Origin of the sequence: Gimesia chilikensis (genome assembly GCF_007744075.1) — a bacterium.
GTDB lineage: Bacteria > Planctomycetota > Planctomycetia > Planctomycetales > Planctomycetaceae > Gimesia > Gimesia chilikensis_A.
In genome coordinates, this window is the sequence record NZ_CP036266.1 from 5950140 (window position 1) to 5974134 (window position 23995).

Genomic DNA, 23995 nt, shown 5'->3' on the forward strand with positions numbered 1-23995 from the left:
ACTGAGACTTAAACATCGCTTAAGACGGGTGAACCGTCTATAAATCAGTGCTGACTACTGGAAATTCCCGGTCAGTTTGATCAGAATTAGAACAGTAGACACGTACGGTGTGGAAATGGAACGATGCCAGTGAGCGCTCTACGGTGTTTATTACGGAAGGGAATGGATTACCAGCGTTGGATATTGCGCCCCAATTAAACCTGCCTGATTTATCTCACCAGACGAAACAGACGACTTCGCATGCCTGTCCCCGCACAGCAAAACGGATTCGAAATGGAACACCCGCCAGCGTGAATCATCATTCAGCCTGATCAACGGATCGAAAGAGTAAGGAAAACTTCGGCGTCATGGATTCGAAATCTTCAACCAAACTGAAAACGGATCAGGGAGAAGGAGCCTCACTTTCTGCCTTTGACTATCAGCCCCGCACCAGAATCGTCTTCGGTGGGGGAACCCTGAGCCGGTTGGGAGAACTCGCCGTCGAACAGGGCGCAAAACATGTCCTGCTGGTCACCGATAAAGGTCTCGCGGAAGCCGGTCACGAAGCCCGCGGCGTCGCTTCGCTCGAACAGGCAGGCGTCGAAATCACCATCTTTGACGACGTTCACGCCAACCCCACCACCGAAGACGTCGAACGCGGACTGGCCGTCGCCCGTCAGCAACCCATCGATCTCATCGTCGGCCTCGGAGGAGGCAGCAGTATGGATTGTGCCAAGGGCATCAACTTCCTGCTCACCAACGGCGGCAAAATGGAAGACTACTGGGGAGTCGGCAAAGCCTCGAAACCGATGCTCCCCCTGATCGCGGTTCCCACCACCGCTGGAACCGGCAGTGAAGCTCAGTCGTTCGCCGTCATCGCGCATCCCGAAACACACATGAAGATTGCCTGCGGCGATAAAAAAGCGGCCTGCCGCGTCGCCATCCTCGATCCCGAACTCACGCTGACCATGCCCCGCTCGGTCACCCACGTCACCGGCATCGATGCCCTCAGCCACGCTCTCGAAACCTACGTCACCAAACCCCGCAATGAAATCTCGCGACTCTTCAGCCGTCGCGCCTGGTCTCTGCTCGCTCATAGTTTCCCCCAGGTTCTCAATACCCCCGATGACCTCACCGCCCGCGGCAATATGCAGCTGGGAGCCCACTTCGCCGGAGCCGCCATCGAAAATTCGATGCTCGGTGCCACACACGCTCTCGCGAACCCTCTCTCGGCACATTTTGGTCTCACACACGGCGTCGCCATCGGCATCATGCTCCCTCATGTAATCCGTTTTAATGCGGAACTGGTCGGCGAGCATTACTCGCAGCTCGCGTCCGACATCGGTCTCTGCGACCAACACGATCCCGCGGGTCCGGGCCTGCTGGCCGAACACATCCAGTCCCTTGTTTCATTAGCCGGAGCCCCGACCACACTCACTGAATGTGAAGTCGACACCGGCCTGTTCGATCAGTTGGCCGAAGAAGCCTCCCGACAGTGGACCGGGAACTTCAACCCCCGCCCTGTCGATCAGTCCTCTTTACGGGAATTGTATGAATGCGCGTATTAAAGCGAAATCAATCGAACCACCTCCCTTCCCGGATCGCAGCTGTAGCACTCTGCCTGATCGCATTCAGTCTGTCTCTGTCTGCTGCTGAGAAACCCGCGGAAAACAAACCGGCCGCCAAAGCAGATGCCTCCGCGGTTCCTGCGCCACAGACCAACCCGGAAGACTGGCCCTCGTTCCGCAACGGGAACCTGCAGCAGGGCGTCGCGAAAACCACGCTCCCCGAGAAACTCGAACTGCTCTGGGAATACCCCTCGTCCGACGGCATCGCTTCCACAGCTGCCATCGTGGGCGACAAAGTCTACATGGCCGGCCTCAACGGCTTCGTGGAATGCCTCGAGCTCAAAACCGGAAAGCCGGTCTGGAAATATCGTTCGATTGAAAATCCCGATCCGAAAAAATTCGCCCCGGGTTTCAAGTCTTCGCCCCTGGTCACCGCCGATGGTGTTTACATCGGCGATGAAGACGGCGTTTTTCACGCCCTCCACCCCGCGACAGGCAAACAACTCTGGACCTTCAAAACCGACGCCGAAATCATCAGCAGCGCCAACATCACCGGCGATAAAATTCTGTTCGGCAGCTACGATAATTTCCTCTACTGCCTCAACGTCAAAGATGGTTCCCTCGCCTGGAAATTCGAGACCGACGGCTACGTGAACTGCTCCCCCGCGATTGTCGATCACTTCACCTTCGTCACTGGCTGTGACGAACAGCTTCGCGTGATCGATATTGATACCGGCAAACAGCACAGCCAGATGCCCTTGATGACCTACCTGATTGCCTCGCCCGCGATCTGGGAAGAAGACCTCTACGTCGGCACCTATGCCAGCGAGATCATCGCCGTCGACTGGAAAGACTCGAAAGTCGACTGGCGTTATAAAGATCCCAAAAAAGAGTATCCTTACCACTCCTCCGCCGCCATCACCGAGACGCACGTCGTCGCCGGGGGCCGCGATAAACAGGTTCACTGCGTCGAACGCAAAACCGGAAAACCCATCTGGAAATTCATGACACGGGGACGTGTCGACAGTTCTCCTGTAATTGTCGGCGACCGCGTCTTCGTCGGTTCCTCGGATGGTAACCTGTATGAGTTCGATCTGAAAGATGGTAAGAACCTCTGGAAAAAGAACTTAGGTGACGATATCACCGCTTCCCCGGCCATTGGCCAGGGACATCTGATCATCGGCACAGAATCCCGAAATGGCGCCTTGTATTGTTTCGGAAAGAAGTGACAATAAGAAAGACCCGTCAATTATCATCAAAACCGGTGGCAACATCGGTTTGCTGAACGACACAGAAAACACGTTGAGAGCATTATGGATCTGGAAACAACAGGCACTACCGAAATCGGCAGTTACTTTATCTCCAACTACCCCCCTTTTTCGCAGTGGAGGCAGGAATACGTCACCCGTATCCAGGAAGTCCTGCACCAGCCCCCCGATACCAGCATTCCGATGGGGCTCTATATCCATATCCCCTTCTGTCGTAAACGCTGTAAATTCTGCTACTTCCGCGTCTACGAAAAACAGAATGCCAAAACCATCGAACGCTACGTTCAAGCCCTGCAGAACGAGTTCGAAATGCTCAGCCAGGTCGAAGCCATCAAGGGACGCACCCTCGACTTCACCTACTTCGGCGGTGGAACTCCCTCTTATCTGAGTTCCAAACAGCTCCTTTCGGTCCGCGATCGGCTCTCCAGCCTGCTCAACTGGGAAACCGCCCAGGAAGTCACCTTCGAATGCGAGCCGGGGACCCTCAACCTGGAAAAAGTCAAAACCCTCAAAGAGATCGGCATCACCCGCATCTCGCTCGGCGTCGAGAGCTTCAACGACAAACTGCTCGAAGCCAACGGTCGCGCGCATCTCACCCCGGAAGTCTATAAAGCTTATGACTGGATCCAGCAGGTCGGCTTCCCCCAGGTCAACATCGACCTCATCGCCGGCATGATGGGTGAGACTGATGACAACTGGTCGGACGCCGTCGAAAAAGCCGCCGAGTTCAATCCGGATAACATCACCATCTACCAGATGGAACTCCCTCACAACACGATCATCTCCAAAGAGATGAAAGAGATGGGCATCGACTCCCCCATCGCCGACTGGAAAACCAAACGCCGCTGGATGAACGAGGCCATCGAAACCCTGCAGGGTAAAGGCTATCACCTCGCCAGCGGAAACGAACTCGTCAAAAACCCCGAAACAGATCGTTTCGTCTACCGCGACAATCTGTTCCGCGGCAACGACATCATCGCCACCGGGGTCTCTTCGTTCGGTCATATGCAGGGCGTGCATTATCAAAACCTCGATCGACTGGAAGACTATCTCGAAACCGTGGAAAGCGGCAAACTTCCCGTAAACCGCGCATTGGAACCCACCGAACACCAGCGGCTCATCCGCGAATTCATCCTGCAACTCAAAGAAGGACGCGTCCGTACCCAACCCTTCATGGACAAGTTCGGCGTCAATCTCACGGAAGAATTCTCCGAAGCACTCCAGAACCAGCAGAAAGCGGGCTACCTGAATTATGATGATTCCCAGGTCGAGTTGACCCGCAAAGGCATCCTGCAGGTCGACAGCCTGCTGACGGAGTATTTCGAACCGGAACACCGCATGGTAAGATACACCTAAGCAGCGGATCTCCGGATTCCTGTTCTCTCACATTGACCCTCCCCTGAATTAAAGAAGTTATGACCAAGTGAACCCACAAGACGAACTCGATGCACTTGTTAAACTGTTCCCGAACGAACAACGATTGTTCGAACGGGCCGAACACGTTTCTTCCGCGACCACTCCTGAGCCTTACAAATCCCTGCTCGCACATTACCACCACATGACCATCTCCATGGAGGAATATCACAAATCCCCCGTCGACGTCATCGTGCTGGATCAGAGACTCGATGAAAATGTATACAGCCGAAAAATCCTGCTCGTCAAAACAGGCACCGAACAGGTCGTCCAGTTCGGCATCGTGCGGTTCAATTTCGACTATGTCACCCAGGCCGTTAAGGACGAAATCCTCGCAGGCCAGATCCCTCTGGGACGCGTATTGATCAATCATAATGTATTACGACACGTAGACTTAGGTGCCGTCCTCCGTATCACCGCCGGACCGGGGCTTGCCAATGTCATGCACATTGAACCCGGCCAGGTAACCTATGGACGCCTGGCGACCATTTTTTGTAATCAGCAACCCGCAATTGACCTCTTGGAAGTTTCGGCTCCACTGCTATAACTCCTTAGCTCACAACACAAGACGGTCCTTTCAACTGTAGAGACAAAGGCTTTCCATGATTGATTCGAGTACAACAGAACAGCCTGAAATCGAAACCGAATACGACGTGATCATCATCGGGGCCGGCCCTGCCGGTACCGGTACCGGAGCCCTGCTCGCCGAACAGGGGCGCAAAACCCTCATCGTCGACCGTGCTCACTTCCCCCGCTTTCACGTCGGCGAATCGCTGATTCCGGAGACCTACTGGTCCCTCAAACGACTGGGGCTGGTCGAACAACTCAAACAGACCGCCTTCCCCAAAAAATTCAGCGTGCAGTTCGTCACCGATGAAGGTGTCGAAACCATGCCCTTCTACTTCCACGAATACAAAGACCACGAAAGCTCGCAGACCTGGCAGGTCCTCCGCGCCGAGTTCGATCAGATGCTCGCCGACAATGCACAGAAACAGGGAGCCACCATCCGTACCGGCACACAGGTTCTGGACCTGCTCACCGCAGGCGAACAGGTCACCGGCGTCCGGGTGAAACTCCCCAACCAGGAAACCCGCGAGATCAAAGCCAAACTCGTCGTCGATACCAGCGGCCAGTCCGCCTTCATCGTCAATCGGCTCAAACTCAAGCAGGCCGATCCGGTGCTCCGCAAGGGAACCGTCTGGGCTCACTTCAAAAACGCCCATAGAGACGAAGGCATCGACGAAGGCGCGACCATCATCCTGCAGACCGAAGGCAAACACTCCTGGTTCTGGTACATTCCACTCCCTGACAACGTTGTCAGCGTCGGCTGTACCGGCGACATGAACTACATGTTCGCCAAAGATCGGGGCACCAGTGAAGACATCTTCTGGCAGGAAGTTGAACGCTGCTCGGCCATCAAACGTCGCCTGGAACATGCCCAGCCTGACACCGAATTCATGACCACCAAGGACTTCTCCTACCATTCCTCGCAACCGGTCGGACCGGGCTGGATGCTCGCCGGCGACGCGCTCGGCTTCATCGATCCCGTCTACTCCAGCGGTGTTTTCCTGGCCCTCAAATCGGGTGAGCTCGTCGCCGACACCATTAACGAGGCTTTCGAAGCCGACGACTTCTCCGTTGAACGACTCAGCCAGTGGTACCCCGGCTATCGCGCCGGTGTCGAGAACTTCCGTAAACTCGTCTACGCCTTCTACACTCCCGGGTTCAGTTTCGGCAGCTTCCTCAGACAGTATCCGCAGTTCAAAACCAACCTCGTCGACATCCTCATCGGCGACGTCTTCAAACCTGAAGTCGCCGAGATGTTTACCGTCATGCAGGACGAAATCCCCGAACTCGCCATGACAGACGACTCCGAAGTCGCCATGAAGAAATAATTCTCCCGCCGGTCTGTCGCACAACAACACAGGCCGGCATTTTTTATGCGCCCGCCATCCATCGCTGCTGATCCAAGCACTGATCATATCCCCTCCCTGCGCCCCTGCTACCTGAATAAACTGAACTTGATTTGCCCGCCCCGAACCGTATGCTGGTTCCCTTCTGGCTCGCGCGCGAGGCGGGTCTGCGTGCACTGGAACAGCCGGAACCACTGACGCAATTTCACCTGAATCCCCGTCGCTTTTCATCTGCTGTTCACCGAAACCCATCGCACCAGTTCGCCATGTTCTCCCTCCCATGTTCAGGGCAGACCAGGACAAACCCCGGCCGAATAAGGACAAAATCCCGGACACACCAGGACAAAATCCGGCCACATCGGGACAAAATTCTGTCTTGCCCTCCCCGTGCGCTTCAGCAAAATCAAAACCGCGCGTAGGGGCAGTGCCTGTGTGCCTGCCCGCCGAACGACGATCCACCCGGTCCAGACTCCAATGGAATCCCATATACATCCTCCCCCTGAGCGGCAAGGTGCTACCCGCCGGTAATAAAGGTCGACTCCGATCCCAGTTCCAGCAACGATCCCCCTTCCCCTCAAAATACCGGGTAAACCCGAATGTAATTCGGGCCGAGCGCAGCGAGCAGGAAACTGACAGTGTTGCGTTCATGAAAGAAAATCCGGTTCGACAGCAAATCCACACTATACGAGAATAAAGTAAACACGCAGGGACCACGCCTGACCTGACTACCAGCAAACCAGCCACGATCACCAGCAGATCATACGCATTCTCACCCACCACCCGCAGATGAAAATCCGGAACCTCTCACTCCCCACAGCGCACAAAAAAAGCCCTGCTCCGGTCATCACCAGGGCAGGGCTCAGTTCACAATCGGGTGAACTTATTTCTTGTCTTTCTTATATTCGGGTGCTTTACCCAGCGGATACAGGTCCCATTTACGAACCCACATTTCCGCCATTTCGGTCTGCACCAGCAGCTTGCCATGATCGGGCTTGGCGTTGTAGCCGGCATTCACGACCACACCGTTAACCAGGTACTTGATCTTGCCGCCGTCGCAGATGACGTCCATCCGGGTCCACTCGCCGAATTCGCTTTCGACGTCGTCTTTACCACGGAAACCGACTTTGTCAGCCCAGTCAGGGTCACGGCCCCACCAGTTGATCCGGCCGGAGCTGAGAGTGATCTCTTCGCCATCTTTGTCCCAGACCTTTTCGCCGTCACGGTCTTTTTTGATCCTGGTCGTCAGCGAAGTCGGCAGTGTTTCGCCAGTCTTGGGATCTTTACCAGTCAGCACCAGAATATCACCCACGCCCCCTTCGATGATCTGGGCTTCGATGGATGCCATCCAGGTGTTGCCATAACCGCCGTCCGGACCGTGACAGTGAATCAGCACGCCCGAATCGCGGGCACGGTCTTCCCGTTTGCCCCAGGTCTTTTCGCCCCATTTGAATTCGATGACCATGTGGTAATCGCGGTAATCTTTCTTGGTGATCAGGCCGCCATAGCCGTCACCCAGAATGTGCAGCATGCCGTCCTTGACGGTGAAAATGTTCTTGGGATCTTCATATTCGGTTCCCCGGTTCCAGACATACAGTCCGTCCAGGTTCTTGCCGTTAAACAGATGAATCACACCATCTTTCGGCGTGACCACTTTGTCCCCTGCCTCTGCTCCCACGGTACAGACAGCAGCCAGACAGACACAGGTGATCGAGAGGAGTCGTTTCAAAACCATGTTTGCGCTTTCCTGAACTGGAGCACATTTCCAAAGCCCCGAGCCCCGGCCATGTGCTGCTCACAGCCCGCGTACGGGCCTGACAAAAGTATTTTCTTTAATAAAATTAAGTTATTGAATGCCGTGACCAGACGCAAGAAGGAAGCGCAAAAAAGTCGGCACTCTCGCGAAAATAGAAAAGCACTCGCCACGAGCAGATATGGCTGTCTACGTAAAAAAAGGCCCGCTTGCTGAGCGGGCCTGAACGTAACAGAACATGGGGTGGAATCAGGACCGCGATCCACTCGCCACAGCCGACGCATCGTGCGGATGCAGGCTCTCCAGGTGATTGATCTCCACGCGGAAGTCTTTCACACCCTCGTAGCTGTCCAGGGCCGCTTTCAGTTTGCGGGCCGCGTCTTCGCAGAACATCAGGTTCGCACCGTTCAGTCGGGCGAATTCCTGCTCGTCTTCGCGTTTGACTGCGGTCTGCACCGGAGTCGCAATCACCCGTTCCAGGTAATCGATCAGCGTCTCAATCGGGAACTCGTCCACTCCCTCTTCCAGTTCCACAGTCACGTCAGCATGACTGCGCTGGCTGTGAGGAACTGCCAGAATCGCGTCCGGCGTGCCCAGCCATTCGAAGATCTCATCATGTGACAGCTCGCTCCGGTCGCCGAAGGACCGTTCGAACGCCTGCTGGATCAGCTGACGTGACAGCGCGGCCGAACAGGGGCAGGCACTGGAGTAGGTCAACTGCACCGTCAGTTGATGGCGGAATTGGCCCTGCTGGTAAGCACTCTGAATCGTCACTGGGTAAGCCCGCCAGCCGGAATGATCGGAAAGCAGCGCGGGCCGCTTCATAGAATGCTCGTACTTGAGAGTCAGGTAACTGTTCGAACTCATGTCGGCATGCGTCTTGACGAAGTCCTGCAGGATCTCGTTGACCACAGACATCGACAGCTCCGCGTCTGCCAGTCGATTGTTCAGGCTCAGGAACAGACGCGACATGTGAATGCCTTTCACACGCTCGTTATCCAGGCTGACGGCGGCATCGGCCCGTGCCGGTGTCCGGAAGACTTCACCAGCGGCATCCCGCAGACGCAGCACCAGTTCGACGCCCGACATACCCACCCGATCCAGGGTCCCCCCGATATGCGGCTCTGATTCATTGGCAACATCGGGTAAGACTCGAGAGATCGGTACCACACCTGCACCGGTGGAAGAAAGCGGTTGTCTGCCTTGCTCTGCAGAATCCATCTGCTTGAGGTTCAGTACATCGGATACAAATTCAAACATGCAAACGTCTTTCATCATCCAGTCTCAGGTGAAACGTCGAGTTCACTAAAGATTGTTCTGTTCTTAATGGGATTCAGGTGCTGCCGGTTACTATAGCAAAACCTTGCCATTATATCATTTAGTCCGCCTGATTCTTTTTTCAAGTCTCAAAATTCGATAAACGAACCTGATTTATTGCTTTAGATGCTGATTCCTACTGATTTTACGGCGAAAACCATTTCCAGACACTCCGGGCCATTTCTCACCCCCGTCAACGCGGATCAGGCCGACAGTTGACGTATCACACTGAACAGGGTGCCCTCTGCTCTGCATTCACAGCGTCACCCATACGCCGCCCGTCTATTGCAGTGGCAGCAGATCCGACGCTTCAGGTCCGCGCGCAGCCCACTCCCAGCCTTGAGGAGGCGTCAGGGTTTGAATCGGAATTGGCTGTGGTGCCTGGCGAATGAAGCCCGGCTGTTGCAGAGGTGTATACATGGAGGCCTGCTGGATCTGCGTTGGCTGATTCTGCTGGGTTAGAAAATGTGACAGGCGATTGGTCTCGGTATGCATCGGATTCAGGGTCAACGCCTGCGTCACGGCCGGATACACCTTCTCCATCTGACCGTCCTGCAGACAGGCATACGCCACGCGATACCAGTCATCGGCTGTCACATCTTTACGATTCTTGAGTGACTGCTCCAGTGAAGCAACCGAATCACTCCACCGACGGTCGGCTCCATAAGCAATCCCCAGCAGCCATTGCGCCTCGGCCCGTTGATCGATGGTCGCACTGTTGTTATGACAGATCGGCCGCAGGATTGGTGTTGCCCGGTTATGCTCGCCCATCTTGATCTCCAGCGACGCCAGCTTCAAACGGGAAACGATGTTGTAAGGATCGACCTGCAATACACGGTGATAAGTCTCGATCGCCGTTCCGTTCAACCCCGCCAGCTCTTCCAGTTCCCCCTTTAAAATCAGTGCCCGGATGTTGGTCGGATCCAGGTTCAGACCCAGCTCCAGGTTCTTGAGCGCGTCGGTATACTGCTTCTTCTCATACAGCAGATAAGACAGATCGATGTAAGGCCGGGGATCGTCGGGGTCCAGCACGGTCGTACGCTGCAACTGCTGGATGGCCTCTTCCGAATAACCGTTGGCAATCAGAAACTCGGAGAGCTGCTGTCGCACTGCCGCATTGTTCGGGTTGTTGGCCACCGCCCGTTTCAACAGTTCTGCCGCCTGCTCCTGGCGACCACTCTCGGTTGCCACGCGAACCTGTTCCACCAGCTCCTGCGATTCCGAATCCCGCATCGCCATCTTCTGTTTCCAGGAAGAGCAACCCGGACCGGTCAGCATGAGCAGACACAACCAGCAGCACATTCCCGGGACGCACCCTCTCTGACTCAGAGACAACAATGATCTGACCAGGGAGAACAGGTTTTCAGGAAAGCCACGCATGAAATCCATTTCACTCGTTGACCGACATACCGGTACATCACATCCAGTTTCGCCAACAGGAATCAGCCCATAACCCCTGCCTCGACCGGTCGCCGACTGCGCAAGTTACCATTTTCCGCCAATTCCGGGTAGAGGAACTCACCTCGAAACGGCACCGGCGCGCCGGAAAGGTTCCCCCTCGCTCACTACTCCTGGTCTCAGGGAACCAGGATTTCGATAAGTTTTTTTCTCACATCAACTTATCCAAATCCGTTAATGCCAGACACGCTTCAGAAGTCCTCTGAGCGCGTTATCTCCTACGAAACGTGTTTGATCACGCAACCTTGCAGTTTAGATAAAATAGTGACATTCGCGAATCATTATAAATTATCGCGCAAAAACTTAGTTGATCCGACCCGCGTAGCGATCACAATCATTGACATCGGCACGATTGGCAGGGTACAACAGGGTAACTAAAGGATTAGCTACTCGAAACTTTCGATACAATTGGAACTTTAGAGAAACTGGCGTGATGGACTACGTCTTCTTTCGGCATGGCTTTCTGCCCCTGGTCGTGCAACAGTGTGGCTCGATTTTAAAAAGGTCGAATGGATGATGAGTCTTTCCAAAAACGTGAATCTGAAAAAAGTGTGTCTGACGGCCGGCTGTCTGCTGGCGGTCAGTCTGGTTTCTGTTCCTGAATCTTCTGCCGGGATCATTCCCTGGACCTACAACGCCATTTTTGGTCCCAGCCGCAATGGTCCGATGTACTACGGAGCCGGATATGCACCCGCTCCTTACACGACCAACTACGGCGGTTACGGCATGACGGGTTCCTGCAACAGCTGTGGCCCCAACACCGGCTACGGTTACACCAGCTACTACGGCGGCACCAGCCGTGCTGCGTCACGTCGCAGCTCCCGCGCCGCTTATCGCTGGTATCTGATCAACAACCCGCAGGCTGTCGGCGTCAGCTACCGCAACTTTAATGGTGGCGGCAACATGTATGCTTCCACTGTCGGCTACGGTCCGGCTGCAGGCTGCTGTTCCCCTTGTGGAATGGGTGGCTGCTCAACCGGTGCCTGTGGCATGGGTGGATGCAGCACAGGCAACTGTGGCGTCTCCTATCCTCCGGCCAGTGCCAGCACACCGACTCCCGAACCCAACAACACCACCAACGGTGCCAAGGTTCCGGAACCCCGCGAAATTGAGAGCACTCCTCCCAAGACTTATGCCGAAGAGCCCATGAATTCTGGTAACCCCGGCGGCAACGTGGAAGATTCCGGCTTCGGTGAACGTCGTTATGATCGTAAAACCCCCATGGATACTCCCATGCCGGACAATGAAGCAGAAGACCTCTTCAAAGAACCGCTGAAACGGGATGCCACTGAGTCTCCCATGCCGGGCAGCAGCAATCCTCCCGCACAGCCAAACTTCGGAACAGAACCTTCGCAGCCCAACTTCGGTACCGAGCCTTCTCAGCCCGGCTTCGGCCCTGAGAAAAAATCGGACGACGATCTGTTCGGTTCTCCGGACAACAAGGCCTTCAAGCCGACTCCGGATGGCAAACTGCCTGAATCAACCATCCCGCAGAAAAAGGCCGCTCCGACAACTCAGCCGGAAAAGAAAGCTCCCAAAGCGGAACAGGAAACCAACCACCTGCCTCCTCTGCGTGTGCGTCCTCTGAATCTCGATCAGAAGATCACCTGGAAGTCAGCACCACGGGCTGATCGCCTGACAATCCGTGCTCACTTCTCTGCACCAAAGATCGCCAAGCAGGATGTTCCTTCGAACTCTGGCTGGTATGCCATCGATGACACCGCCAAAGTTGCCAGCAACTAACGCCGGCAACTGACGGCTGACACCAACCGACTTTTACAAAGTGCAAGTGCTTCACCGCCTTGCACTTTTTTTATGCGCCGGTCACGTTATTGTAACAGAAGAGAAACCCGCACATCATTTACGACCTTCATCCGGATTCGGAACATGCAAAACGCTGAAATCGCCCGTCAGTTTGAGGAACTTGCCGACCTCCTGGAAATTCAGGGAGCCAACCCCTTTCGCCTCCGGGCCTATCGCAACGCAGCCCGCACCATCTCCGGCCTGCCCGACTCGATCCAGGAGATCGTCCACAACGATCCCAAAGAACTGCAGGAGCTCCCGGGCATCGGCAAAGACCTCGCCGAAAAAATTCAGACCATCGTGGAATCCTCCACACTGCCGCAACTCGAAGAGCTCAAAGAACAGATTCCCCCGGACGTCGTCCGCATGCTGGATATCCCCGGCATCGGTCCCAAGAAGGTCGCCTTCCTCTTTTCCGAACTCAACATCCATTCGCTCGACGATCTCAAGGCGGCTGCCGAGAACGGCGTCATCGCCGAACAGAAAGGCTTCGGCAAGAAAACGGAACAGATTATCCTTGAAGGTCTGGAACAGCTGAACCAGATCGGTGACCGCGTCCGGCTCGCGGAAGCCAAGGCCCAGTCCGACGCCATCATCGCCGATCTCGGTCAGCTCGACTCCGTGCAGCACATCTCCGAAGCCGGCAGCTGTCGTCGTCGCAAAGAGACCGTCGGCGATCTCGATATTCTCGTCACGTCCAGCGAACCCGAAGAAGTCATGGATGCCCTCGCCGATCATGAACTGGTCAGCAAGGTCCTCGCGCGCGGTGATACCAAGCAGCGCGTGCGGCTCAATTCCGGACTGGAACTCGACCTGCGTGTGGTCCCCGAGGAATCCTACGGCGCCGCCCTGCTCTACTTCACGGGCTCCAAGGAACACAACATCGTCCTCCGCCGCCGCTCCCAGGATCGCGGGCTCAAACTCAACGAATACGGGCTCTTCAAAAAAGACAAACTCGTCTCGGGCAAAACCGAGGAAGAGGTTTATAAATCGCTCGACCTCCCCTGGATCCCGCCCGAAATCCGCGAGAATCGCATGGAGTTCACCGCAGCCGAAAACGACGAACTGCCCGAGCTGATCGAACTCAAACAGATCCGCGGCGACCTGCACATGCACACCACCGCCACGGACGGCAAAGCCTCGATTCAGGAAATGGCCGAGGGAGCGCTCGCCAAAGGTTATCAGTACATCGCCATCACCGATCACTCCAAGCGGGTCACGATGGCCAACGGCCTTGATGCGAAGCGGCTGCGGGCCCACTGGAAAGAAATCGAAAAGGTTCAGCAGAAGGTCCCCGACATTCAGATCCTCAAAGGCATCGAATGCGACATCCTCGAAGACGGCACCATGGACCTCCCCGATGACGTGCTCAGCGAAGCCGACTGGGTCATCGCCGTCTTGCACTACGGACTCAAACAGCCGCAGGACCAGATTAACAAACGCCTGCTCAACGCGATTCAAAATCCGCATGTCTCCATCCTGGGACATCTCTCCGGTCGCCTGATCGGCAAACGCCCGGGAGCCGACCTCAACTACGGCGAGATCCTCAACGCCGCCGCCGATCATGGCGTCATGCTGGAAATCAACGCCCATCCCATGCGACTCGATATCGACGACATTCATGCCGCCCGCGCCAAAGAACTCGGAATTCCGATTGTCATCAACACCGATGCCCACAGCGTCGGCGGGCTGGACGTGATGCAGTACGGCGTCTACCAGGCCCGTCGCGCCGGACTGACGAAAAAAGATGTCGCCAACACGAAAACCTGGAAACAGTTTGAGAAACTCCTCAAAAAGTCGCGTTAAACATTGATCCAAAGCTGCCGGGGTTCCGTTACCACGCCCAGGTCATCAGTCTGCAGAGGAAGCAATCACATGTCGAACACGCTGGAACTGTTAATCCGTTCGGGAAATCCTTTCATCTCCATCGAAACGCTGGACGAACAACGGGCCCTGGAAGTCGTCCAGAAAGTCGCCCGCGGACTGAAGATGACACTCTACGAATGGTCTGCCACCAGTGGTCTCTGTAAATCGGATCATGGCAAACTGAAGCCGGCACTCGTCCCCGGCGGCAAACCGGATCAGGCACTGAGCTTCATTCACCAGAACACCGATGCCGACATCATCCTCTTCAAAGACCTCGGTGCCTACTGTCGCGACAGCGTCGTCAATCGCATGCTCCGCGACCTGATGCAGACCTGCCACGACAAAAAATCAACGTTCATCCTCGTCGATGCCTTCCCGCTCCCCGATGAAATCAAACGCTTCACCGTCCGCTACGAAATCGGCTGGCCCGACGCCGACGAACTCTCCGCAGTCATCAAGCAGACCTATAACCGCATCAAGCGCGAGAGCGATTCCGAAATCACGGCCCGCCTGACCCGCCATGAAATGGAACAGCTGGTGCTCACGCTCCGCGGGCTCAGTTGCAGCGAAGTCGAACGGGTCATCAGTTCCGCCATCCTGCAGGACAACGACCTCAACGCCAACGATCTACCACATGTCATCGAAGCCAAACGCACACTCCTCGGCTCCACCGGCTGTCTGGAAGCAATCGCCGTCGATGTCAAACCGGGAGAAGTCGGTGGTCTCAGCAAACTCAAGGACTGGCTCAAACTGCGTCGCGGCGGCTTCACCCGCCAGGCACAGGAGTTCGGCATCGAACCTCCCCGCGGCGTTCTCATGCTCGGCGTCCCCGGTTCCGGTAAGAGCCTCTGCGCCAAAATGGTCGCCTCCGACTGGAACATGCCCCTGCTCCGACTCGATCCGGGCATGCTCTATCAGAAATTCATCGGCGAAAGTGAAAGCCAGCTCCGGCAGGCCCTCTCGCAGGCCGAATCCATGGCCCCCGTGATTCTCTGGATCGACGAAATTGAGAAAGCATTCGCTTCAGCCTCTGCCTCCTCTTCCGACGGCGGCCTGTCCAAACGCATGTTCGGCACCCTGCTCGCCTGGATGCAGGACCATCGCCATCCGATTTTCATCATCGCCACTGCAAATGACATCTCGGCGCTGCCCCCCGAACTGATGCGCAAAGGCCGCTTCGATGAAGTCTTCTTCGTCGATCTCCCCAACGCGGCCTCCCGGGAGCAGATCCTCAAGATCCACATTCAACGCCGCAAGCGGGACTCGGACCAGTACGACCTCCGCTCCCTGGCCGCGATGGCCGACGACTTTACCGGCTCGGAACTCGAGCAGGCAGTGATGTCAGGACTCTTCGCCGCATTCTCCGAAAACGCGGAACTGGAAGACCGCCACATCGCCTCCGAAATCCAGAAAACCCGCCCCCTGGCAGTCGTCATGCGCGAACGCATCGCCGAACTCCGCCACTGGGCCAACAACCGCTGCGTCCCCGCCGACTGAGCCCGCCCGAAGCATAACAAGATTTCAATACCGGGTAGGCCCGAATGCAACCCGGGCCGAGCGCAGCGAGCAGGAAATCTCAGGGAAAACTAATCATTAAATCAGATCGTGCCTCACCAGATCCGTAGGATGCGGCCCCATGTGGCCGCCCGCCTGGCGATAAACGAATATTGATCATATTTCCAACGGCTCCAATTCAAAAAGGGTAGCCCCGGATGCAATCCGGGGTGAGCGCAGCGAACAGGAGGTCCCAGCTCACGCGTACAACACATAAAATGAGTCGAATATAGATACAGCACAATAAAACAAGGCCGTAAGGCACCAGCCGCCGGTTCCCCCCCTCAAGCATTCCCCTCCACAAAGTTGCCACAACCACTCAACCGTGTTGATTTTTAGCAACATTGTGTCACAACATCGCTGAGGATTTTAAAAAAACAGGCTCGGCCGCCATTTCTTGCGATGCCGAGTTGAAAATCAGCGGGAAATGCGGGACAATTAACAACGTCGTAAGCTCAAGCTCCTTAATTCAATCTGAGGAATTTTATGATTTCACCCACCACCTACCGCAGAGTGTTATATTCCGTCCTGGGAATTTGTCTGGCGATCTACGCCTGCACAGCCGATGCAGCCGAGACTTCCGAAAAAACCAACGAAGTCAAAGTCAACGACATCACTCTCAAAGTGCCCGCCGACTGGAAAAATGCACCACCATCTAACCGACTCCGCCTGGCTCAGTTCGAAATTCCCGCCGTCAAAGGGGACAAAGAACCTGCTGAGCTGGTGATCTCATCCTTCGGAGGAACCGGCGGTGGTATCGCAGCCAACGTCTCCCGCTGGATTGGTCAGTTCAACAGCGATGGCCGCAAAGCGAAAGTCACTCAGGGTGAATCAGAACAAGGCAAGTATGTCTTCGTTGATATCTCGGGAACCTACAACAAATCCATCGGTCCGCCAATTCTGCGTAAAACCGAAGCTGTTCCCAACTCCCGCATGCTGGGTGTCATCCTGGCCGTCGAAGGGAAAGCGTACTACTTCCTCAAACTGACCGGTCCCGACAAAACCGTCGCGGAAGCTGCAGACGCACTCCGTACCTCATTCGGTGCCAGCGCCAAAGATGAAAAGCCATTCGAACAATAACGAATGGCTGATTTTTTATTTCACCCGCGACTTAATTCGGGTTCTTAACAAACCCTCTGCCCCATTGAATTATCTGAAAACATGAAGCTCAGCCAGCGCATCCCTTCATCCTGGATCAGGGGCATTCTGCCCCTGTTGGCATTTCTATCCCTCATCTTTTTCTGCTCGCTCAGTCAGACACGTCTGATCGCAGAAGAAATTGATCCCGAAGAAGACGACTACCCGCCCGGGTTGCTGGCCACCTACAAAGCCGGCGGAAAAGAGATTCAACGGATCGATGCGGATATCGCCTTCGACTGGGGCAAACAGGCGCCACTGCCACAACTGCCAGATGGAAACTTCACAGCTGACTGGACCAGTCTGATCCTGGTCAAGCAGCCCGGCGAGTATCAGCTCTCCGCCTACCTCGTCGGTGAAGTCAAAGTCGAAATCGACGGAAAGACCGTCCTGGAAGGCAAACGCGAAACGCCCGGCTGGGTTGTCGGTCCCAAATACGAACAGAACTTCGGCGAATTCGAACTGCAGGTCTCCTACAAAAAAACGGCTCCCGAGGCCCGCCTGCAACTGTTCTGGTCTTCGAACCTGTTTGGCCTCGAACCGATTCAGTCCAACATTCTCTACCGGGAAGCAGGCAGCCCCGAGGTCGCACAGATCTGGCGGGGACGCACACACTTCGATGCGCATCGCTGCAACCGCTGTCACCAGCGCTCAGGTCAGGCCACCAGCCCCGCTGCCCCCGATCTGACGCACGTCACCACCGCCCTCAATCCCGAATGGCTCGTCCGCAAAATTCAAAACGACGATGCCATCGCTGCCCATGCCAAAATGCCTTTCTTCGGCTTCAACCAGCAGGAAGCCGAATCCATCGCTGCCTATCTTTATGCAAACGCGAAGAACGCGTCGTTGAAAAAGATTCCGGCTCCGAAGAAAGATAAAAAAACAAAGAAAGCGCCCACCCGCGATGAAGAACAGCGGGCCGGCGAAATCCTGATGCATTCAGTCGGCTGTCTGGCCTGTCACACCATTGACGGCAAAGGCAATCAGCAGCCCTTCAGTGGGGGCGACCTGAGCAGCATCGGTGACAAACGTAACGAAATCTGGCTCTTCAACTGGCTCTCCGATCCCGCGAAGCTCAACAAAGATCATCGCATGCCGGTTGTCAAACTCAGTACCGACGAACGCCGACAGCTCGCTTATGCCCTCGCGGCCCTCAAACAGGCCAAGCTGCCCACGGGCCAAAAACCGACCAGCGATAAACAGACCATCGCCGCGGGTCAGAAACTGATCGCTCAGGCCCGTTGCGCCGCCTGTCACACGATCCCCGGCATCGAAAAACCGAACCTGCAGATTTCCGATCTCACGAAACCGGTCACCAGTTGGGACAACAGTTGCCTGGCCGAAACCCCCGATCTCAAACAGGGACGCCCCGCTTACCGCACTATCGATCGTGACGCCGTCAAAGCGTATCTCGCCGCCAGCTATCACGCCCCCTCGCCGGAAAATGAATTCGATCGCGGTCGTTACGTTCTCGAACAGCGGAACTGCATCTACTGTCACGAACGGGACCGGCATGAAGGCATCACCCAGATCGCCGGTCAGATGGCCAAGTTCGATCCTGCGTTGGCCGGACAGAGCGAAGCCATGATTCCCCCCGCTCTGACTGCAGTCGGCGATAAACTCAAACACGAAGCCCTGGCCGAAGCGGTCAGCGGTCAACAGAAGACACTCCGCATGCCCTGGCTCCGCGTCCGCATGCCCCGTTTCGAACATACCGAGGCCGACAAACAGGCCCTGCTCGGCTACCTGGTCTCGCACGACCGTGTTCCCGACGATGGCCCCCGTCAGCCCGGCTTCATGGTCGAATCGTCAGACAAGGACCGCGCCCAACTCCTGATCGCAGGTCAGACCATTACCGGCGCCAAAGGTTTCAGCTGTATCTCCTGTCACGAACTGGGCGACTACAAACCCCGCAACGTGGCCTTGGGAACCCGCGGTTCAAACCTGCTCATGCTGGGTAAACGCATGCGGAAAGAATACTTCCTCCGCTGGGTTCACAACCCGCTGCGAATCGTCCCTGGCATGGAAATGCCCGCCCTCAAGAAGAGCGTCCCCAAAGTCCTGGGAGGCGACATCAACCGTCAGCTGGATGCCATCTGGCTTGGCCTGAATGATCCTCAATTCAAAGTGCCCACGAACCCCTCCGTCGTGGAACAGTTCTTTACTATCGCTGCCGGCGAACCCGCGCGGATCGTCCGCGATGTCTTCACCAATCCCAAAGAGACCGGCGGCGGATACGTGCCTCGCGCCTTCGCAGTCGGCTTTGACAACGGGCATAACCTTCTGTTCGACCTCGATCAGTTCTCCCTCGTCCAGTGGACGCTCGGCGATCTGGCCCGCCAGCGCACCGAAGGCAAAAGCTGGTACTGGGACATGGCGGGCACACCGATTGTCACCGGCTACAACCGCGGATTCGAATTCGTCCTCGCCAAAGCCGGCAAGGAACCGCTGCAGGTCGTCTACCCGCATCTCGAAAACGGCAGTACCGGCACCCTCCGCAGCTATGACTCGCAGAGCAACCGGATCACGCTCAACTATGAACTCAATTTCAAAATCGGTGACCAGATCCAGACGGTCGCCGTCACCGAAACCTTCGAGCCGCTCCGCGGTCAGGACAAGGGATCCGGCTGGCAACGGGACATTAAAGCTACGAACCTGCCCACCGGTTACGACCTTTACGTCGGTCGTCCCCGCTTCTCGAAAAGTATCGGCAGCCCGACCATCAGCGATCTCACACGCCCCGATGAGAAGTGGCTGCACATCTCCGATAATAATTCGCACGAATACATCAAAGCGACTGGCGGAAAACAGGACCGCGTTGCGCTGACACTCAACTACCTCTGCGAACTCAAGGTCGATGGCCTCGACGTCAAAATCAAACCCGAGCCCAACCAGACGCTGGAAAAAGTCACCAGCGCTCCCGGCTTCGACGGCGTACGGCTTCCCCTCGATCGGGGCATCATGCCAACCGCGATGGCCTGGCGCAACGATGGCACACTCATCTTCACCTCTCTCAAAGGAGACGTCTATCTCGCGAAAGACACCAACGGCGACGGTGTGGAAGATGAGATGATCCTCTTCGAAGAAGGCCTCTCCGCCCCGTTCGGCATCGTTGCGGATGGCAGCGACATTATCGTTTCACACAAACCCGAAGTCCTGCGGCTTTCCGATACCGATGGAGACGGCCGCGCCGACAAACGAACCATCGTCGCCTCCGGCTGGGGCTTCAACGACAACTACCACGACTGGGCCTCCGGCTGCATTCGCGACAGCAAAGGCAATCTTTACATCGGCCTGGGCAGCGATTACGCCCAGATGAAACGCCCCGACGATCAGATTCACTGGCGGGGGAAGATCCTCAAGATCACCTATAACGGCAACATCGAAGTCCTGGGACACGCCTTCCGCTACCCCACGGGCCTCGCCATCAACTCCAAAGATGAAATCTTTATCTCAGACCAGCAGGGCGTGCAGAATACGTTTAACGAGATCAACTTCCTGATCCCCGGCAAAGCGTACGGCGTTCCCAGTCAGTCCGACCTGCGAAACAAGGAAAACCTCGAAGAAACCCGCGCCGCGATCCAGGTTCCTCACCCCTGGACCCGCAGTGTGAACGGCCTGACCTGTATTCCGAAACAGTTCCCCTACGCCAGCCTGTTCGATCAGGGACTGGGCTGCGAATACAACAACCGCTTCTTGATCCGCTTTACGCAACAGAAAGTCGGCGACTCCGTTCAGGGAGCCACCTACTACTTCACCCGCGCCGATGTCCCCCCCGATGAGTTTAACTTCACCGGACCGATGTCGGTCGCCGTCAGCCCCAAGGGAGATATCTACGTCGGTTCCATTCACGACAGCGGCTGGCTGGGCGGACGTAACACCGGATCGATCGTCAAGCTAACTCCGAATGGAAAACTGCCGAACGGCATTAAAGAACTCCGCGCGACTTCCGACGGCTTCGAACTCGAATTCTTCTCCCCCGTTGATGCGAAAAAAGCCGCCGATAAAGAGGCCTACACCATCGCCGGCTACACCCGCGTCTGGAGCGGCAGCTACGCCAGCCCCGACAGCGGCCGGTACAAAGTGGAAGTCGAAGGAGTCATCCTCTCCGACGATCACAAAACGGTCCGCCTCAAGGTCAACGAACTCAAAGAAAAATTCGTCTACGAAGTCAACTGCCAGCAGATCGGCACCGGAGACGAAAAACTCTTCCCGGTCACCGGACACTACTCAATGAACCGGATTCCCGAGTAATCGGGAACAGATCGGGTATGTTGATTTCCCAGACATTGGGTTGATCCGTAGAAGCAAAGAAACTTGAAGTGGCGAATTGTTTTGTGCTGAAGCCGTGAAAAGTTCCGTCAATATATTTCAGAGAACTACTATTCTGCATTTCGAGTTGTTTCAGTAATTTGTGTTCGATCTCAAAGGCCTTAAATGGAGATATAAATACACCGCCAAAATGCTGCGTGTAGATTCCCCAATCAATATCATTAAACAACCGAACTACACCAATTTCATTTAATGAATTGATTTCCGATAATCTGGAAAGCTCACTTTTCTTAATCAGATATATGGCGGGTGGGCCATACTTTCCCTGGTTGATTCTCTCAAGTGCTCGCCAATCCAACTTCAAAGGATCAACAGCTTCAAAAAGCCCCTTTGCCGTTAGGGGACAACGAGTCATCTGGTTATTCTTTACGTCAAACAGAATTACCATTCTATCCTTAGCATCAGTCTGAGAATGTTTCACAACCCACCCGGTCTGTTCAATAATTCGAATCGCAGCGGTGCGGTTAAAATCACAGAGCAGATAATAATCTTCCCCCTCGGGCATTTCTCGCCAGTTGACATGTAACTGCATAGCAACCTTTTCGGGCACTCCCAACGGACAGATTATTGTTTGCTCGAAGCTCCGCCCTGGCACTGTTGTAATATTAAGCGAATCCATCTCCTCACCCCAGGGTGCTTTCAGTGTCAAAAGATAATTCCCCCAGGGCAGCTTTCCGAAATTTAATAGGCCATTTTGGTCACTGACGGCTTCGACTGTAAATATAGTGTCGTTGCCGTCCCGCTTGGATAACGTTCCTTCAAATCCTGCAGCAGGTTGCCCCTCACTCCCCTCCTGCACCAACTGAAACTCAATCGGCTGTAGTTCTCCCGACGACTCTTCTGCTGACCGCTCCTGTGCCTGTTTGAACTGTTCCAGCATCTGCAGATTAAACGCCCGGCTTTCCTGCATCATCGACCAGGCAATCCCCACCACGGCAATACAGCAGACCGCCATTACCGCAGAAATACCCACAAGAATACGTTGAGACATAACCTTCTCCTTCATCGCTTCCAGCCAGAGCTGGCGGGCAATTTTGATTGGATCGCCGAACTGATTTAACACACGCTGTCTGGCAATCTTTTCATCCGGATTTTTCAACAGCTCCCGATTCAAAGCACACACAAAATGGTCACTGAGTTCATCGATAATATCCTGCCGCAGTGACGACGGTTCGTCATCCCGTCGCGGCGGTAAATCATCAACACTGATCTCAGGCCAGGTCACGTGGTTCTCACTCTCATCCGGGATTCAAATTGCAAATGATTCCTACAGGTTGTCTTGAATATTTTCGAGATAAGAGAATGTAATCTCCCGGGGTGGCAGATCAATCTCCCAGACATTGTCGCTTCCTTTGACAGCAGTAAACATGGTTTGTTCCTTCAACTGGATTCCATGAATATTCTCTGCTCTGCTGTTGTTGAGTGGACTATTTAAAGCATTCAGTAACCCGGTCCCCAGGCTCAACTTCTCTGAGACATTAACGAAGGCACTGTACCCCGTGCCGACGCGCAATCTGTTCTCAATTCTCATACTGGGATTGCTGAAGGGCGTCACGGCAATCACGTCAAAAGCAGGGTGCGCAGACAGCCTGGCAAGGCTTTTCAAATCGGTTTTGCGAATCAGGTAGACCACCGGCAGATGATACTCCCCCTGCTTTATCGAAATTTCCGTGTCGAACTTTAACGCCGCAGCGCTGGTATCCTGATAGTTCCCTCGAGCCCCCAGGGGACAGGCAGCCACCCGGCTCTCACCATTGACCAGATAGACGCCCCGGGGCATCTCCTGCAGATTTTGTTCAAAGGTCCAGAAATGATTCTGAATGTTTCGCTTGCTCTTGAGCACATAGGGAATCGGTGATTTCCCCTTCTGAGGGTACCGGAAATCACACAGCACCACCCACTCGTCGTCATTCAACCCTTCCGGCCAGTGCACCTGGAATTTCACAGGAACCTCGCCAGGGGGACCTGCCGGGCATTTGATCGTCTGCGAATAATCGCGCCCGGGAATCGTCACAAAACTCGGCAGTATCGCCGTTTCGTCCCAGGGAGCATGTAATTTCAAGTAATATTTACCCCACGGCAGTTTCCCAAAATCGAGTTTCCCCGAATCATCAACTGCCACATCCAGGGAAAACGATTCCGCCTTGCCGTCATCCTTTGTCAATGTGCCGCTAAAGCCAGTCGCAGGCTTTGCTGGATCACCCTGCTGCACCAGTCGAATGGCGATCCGGTTCATCCCCTCAGAACCGGAAGCAGCCGGAACAGCCTGCTGATCCAGCCGCTCCAGGAGTAACAGATTCACCCGTTCGTTCTGCTTCATCATCGACCACACCAGCCCCACCACGATGAAGCCACACAGGGCCATCACCACAGAGACTCCGGTCAGAATACGTTGTGACATGATCTTCTCCTTCATCGCTTCCAGCCAGAGTTGACGGGCCACTTTGATGGGATCGCCAAACTGCTCCAGCACGCGTCCCCGCGCCACCTGCTCGTCCGGATTTTTGAGTAACTCCCGGTTCAGGGCACACGCAAAATGGTCGCTGAGTTCATCGATGATCTCCTGACGCAATGACGACGGCTCATCGTCCCGTCGCGGCGGAAAATCCTCGATACTGATCTCAGGCCAGCCCACTG

15 protein-coding genes are annotated in these 23995 nt (G+C 55.4%); 10 read left to right on the plus strand and 5 right to left on the minus strand.

The genetic code is table 11. The features are described from left to right. Positions 1–347: 347 nt before the first annotated feature. From HG66A1_RS22440 to HG66A1_RS22460, 5 genes are all read left to right on the plus strand, one after another. Positions 348–1547 (plus strand): iron-containing alcohol dehydrogenase, encoded by a 1200-nt coding sequence (locus HG66A1_RS22440; RefSeq protein ID WP_145189299.1) that lies wholly within the window; start codon positions 348–350, stop codon positions 1545–1547. Then, entirely contained in the window at positions 1535–2776 is a 1242-nt protein-coding gene (locus HG66A1_RS22445) for a PQQ-binding-like beta-propeller repeat protein (protein WP_145189301.1), read from the plus strand. The genes HG66A1_RS22440 and HG66A1_RS22445 overlap by 13 nt, the downstream gene beginning before the upstream one ends. Before the next feature lie 84 nt (positions 2777–2860). After that, entirely contained in the window at positions 2861–4171 is a 1311-nt protein-coding gene (locus HG66A1_RS22450; protein WP_145189304.1) for a coproporphyrinogen-III oxidase family protein, read from the plus strand. A 67-nt stretch (positions 4172–4238) separates the two neighbouring features. Beyond that, positions 4239–4775 carry a hypothetical protein gene (locus HG66A1_RS22455; RefSeq protein ID WP_145189307.1) on the plus strand — a complete coding sequence of 179 codons (537 nt, stop codon included), beginning with the start codon at positions 4239–4241 and terminating at the stop codon, positions 4773–4775. Between the two features lie 55 nt (positions 4776–4830). Next, positions 4831–6123: an NAD(P)/FAD-dependent oxidoreductase gene (locus tag HG66A1_RS22460; RefSeq protein WP_145189310.1), complete on the plus strand. Its 1293-nt coding sequence runs from the start codon at positions 4831–4833 to the stop codon at positions 6121–6123. A gap of 898 nt (positions 6124–7021) precedes the next feature. Here HG66A1_RS22460 and HG66A1_RS22465 read toward each other — a convergent pair. The 3 genes from HG66A1_RS22465 to HG66A1_RS22475 all read right to left on the minus strand — a co-directional run bounded on the left by HG66A1_RS22465 (position 7022) and on the right by HG66A1_RS22475 (position 10510). After that, positions 7022–7873: a DUF1080 domain-containing protein gene (locus HG66A1_RS22465; RefSeq protein WP_145189313.1), complete on the minus strand. Its 852-nt coding sequence runs from the start codon at positions 7871–7873 to the stop codon at positions 7022–7024. Between the two features lie 267 nt (positions 7874–8140). Next, complete coding sequence (gene folE2, locus HG66A1_RS22470) at positions 8141–9151, minus strand: GTP cyclohydrolase FolE2 (RefSeq protein WP_145189316.1); 1011 nt, start codon at positions 9149–9151, stop codon at positions 8141–8143. A gap of 339 nt (positions 9152–9490) precedes the next feature. Further along, complete coding sequence (locus HG66A1_RS22475) at positions 9491–10510, minus strand: tetratricopeptide repeat protein (RefSeq protein WP_197996749.1); 1020 nt, start codon at positions 10508–10510, stop codon at positions 9491–9493. A 669-nt stretch (positions 10511–11179) separates the two neighbouring features. On the opposite strand from HG66A1_RS22475, the gene HG66A1_RS22480 reads away from it, so the two are divergent. The 5 genes from HG66A1_RS22480 (at position 11180) to HG66A1_RS22500 (ending at position 21280) form a co-directional block, all read left to right on the plus strand. Further along, the gene (locus tag HG66A1_RS22480; RefSeq protein WP_145189322.1) at positions 11180–12409 is read left to right on the plus strand and encodes a hypothetical protein; all 1230 of its coding nucleotides are present in this window, start codon (positions 11180–11182) and stop codon (positions 12407–12409) included. A gap of 144 nt (positions 12410–12553) precedes the next feature. Then, positions 12554–14275, plus strand: a complete 1722-nt coding sequence (gene polX, locus HG66A1_RS22485; RefSeq protein WP_145189325.1) for a DNA polymerase/3'-5' exonuclease PolX — start codon at positions 12554–12556, stop codon at positions 14273–14275. A 69-nt stretch (positions 14276–14344) separates the two neighbouring features. Then, a complete protein-coding gene (locus tag HG66A1_RS22490) occupies positions 14345–15832 on the plus strand; it encodes an AAA family ATPase (protein WP_145189328.1) in 1488 nt (495 codons plus the stop codon). A 543-nt stretch (positions 15833–16375) separates the two neighbouring features. Next, a complete protein-coding gene (locus HG66A1_RS22495) occupies positions 16376–16969 on the plus strand; it encodes a hypothetical protein (protein ID WP_145042567.1) in 594 nt (197 codons plus the stop codon). Between the two features lie 81 nt (positions 16970–17050). Then, a complete protein-coding gene (locus HG66A1_RS22500; RefSeq protein ID WP_145189330.1) occupies positions 17051–21280 on the plus strand; it encodes a c-type cytochrome in 4230 nt (1409 codons plus the stop codon). Here HG66A1_RS22500 and HG66A1_RS22505 read toward each other — a convergent pair. Next, complete coding sequence (locus tag HG66A1_RS22505) at positions 21243–22583, minus strand: hypothetical protein (RefSeq protein WP_145189333.1); 1341 nt, start codon at positions 22581–22583, stop codon at positions 21243–21245. The two genes, HG66A1_RS22500 and HG66A1_RS22505, sit on opposite strands and share 38 nt — an antisense overlap. Positions 22584–22625: 42 nt before the next feature. Beyond that, positions 22626–23993 (minus strand): prealbumin-like fold domain-containing protein, encoded by a 1368-nt coding sequence (locus tag HG66A1_RS22510; protein ID WP_145189336.1) that lies wholly within the window; start codon positions 23991–23993, stop codon positions 22626–22628. Between the last annotated feature and the right edge of the window lie 2 nt (positions 23994–23995).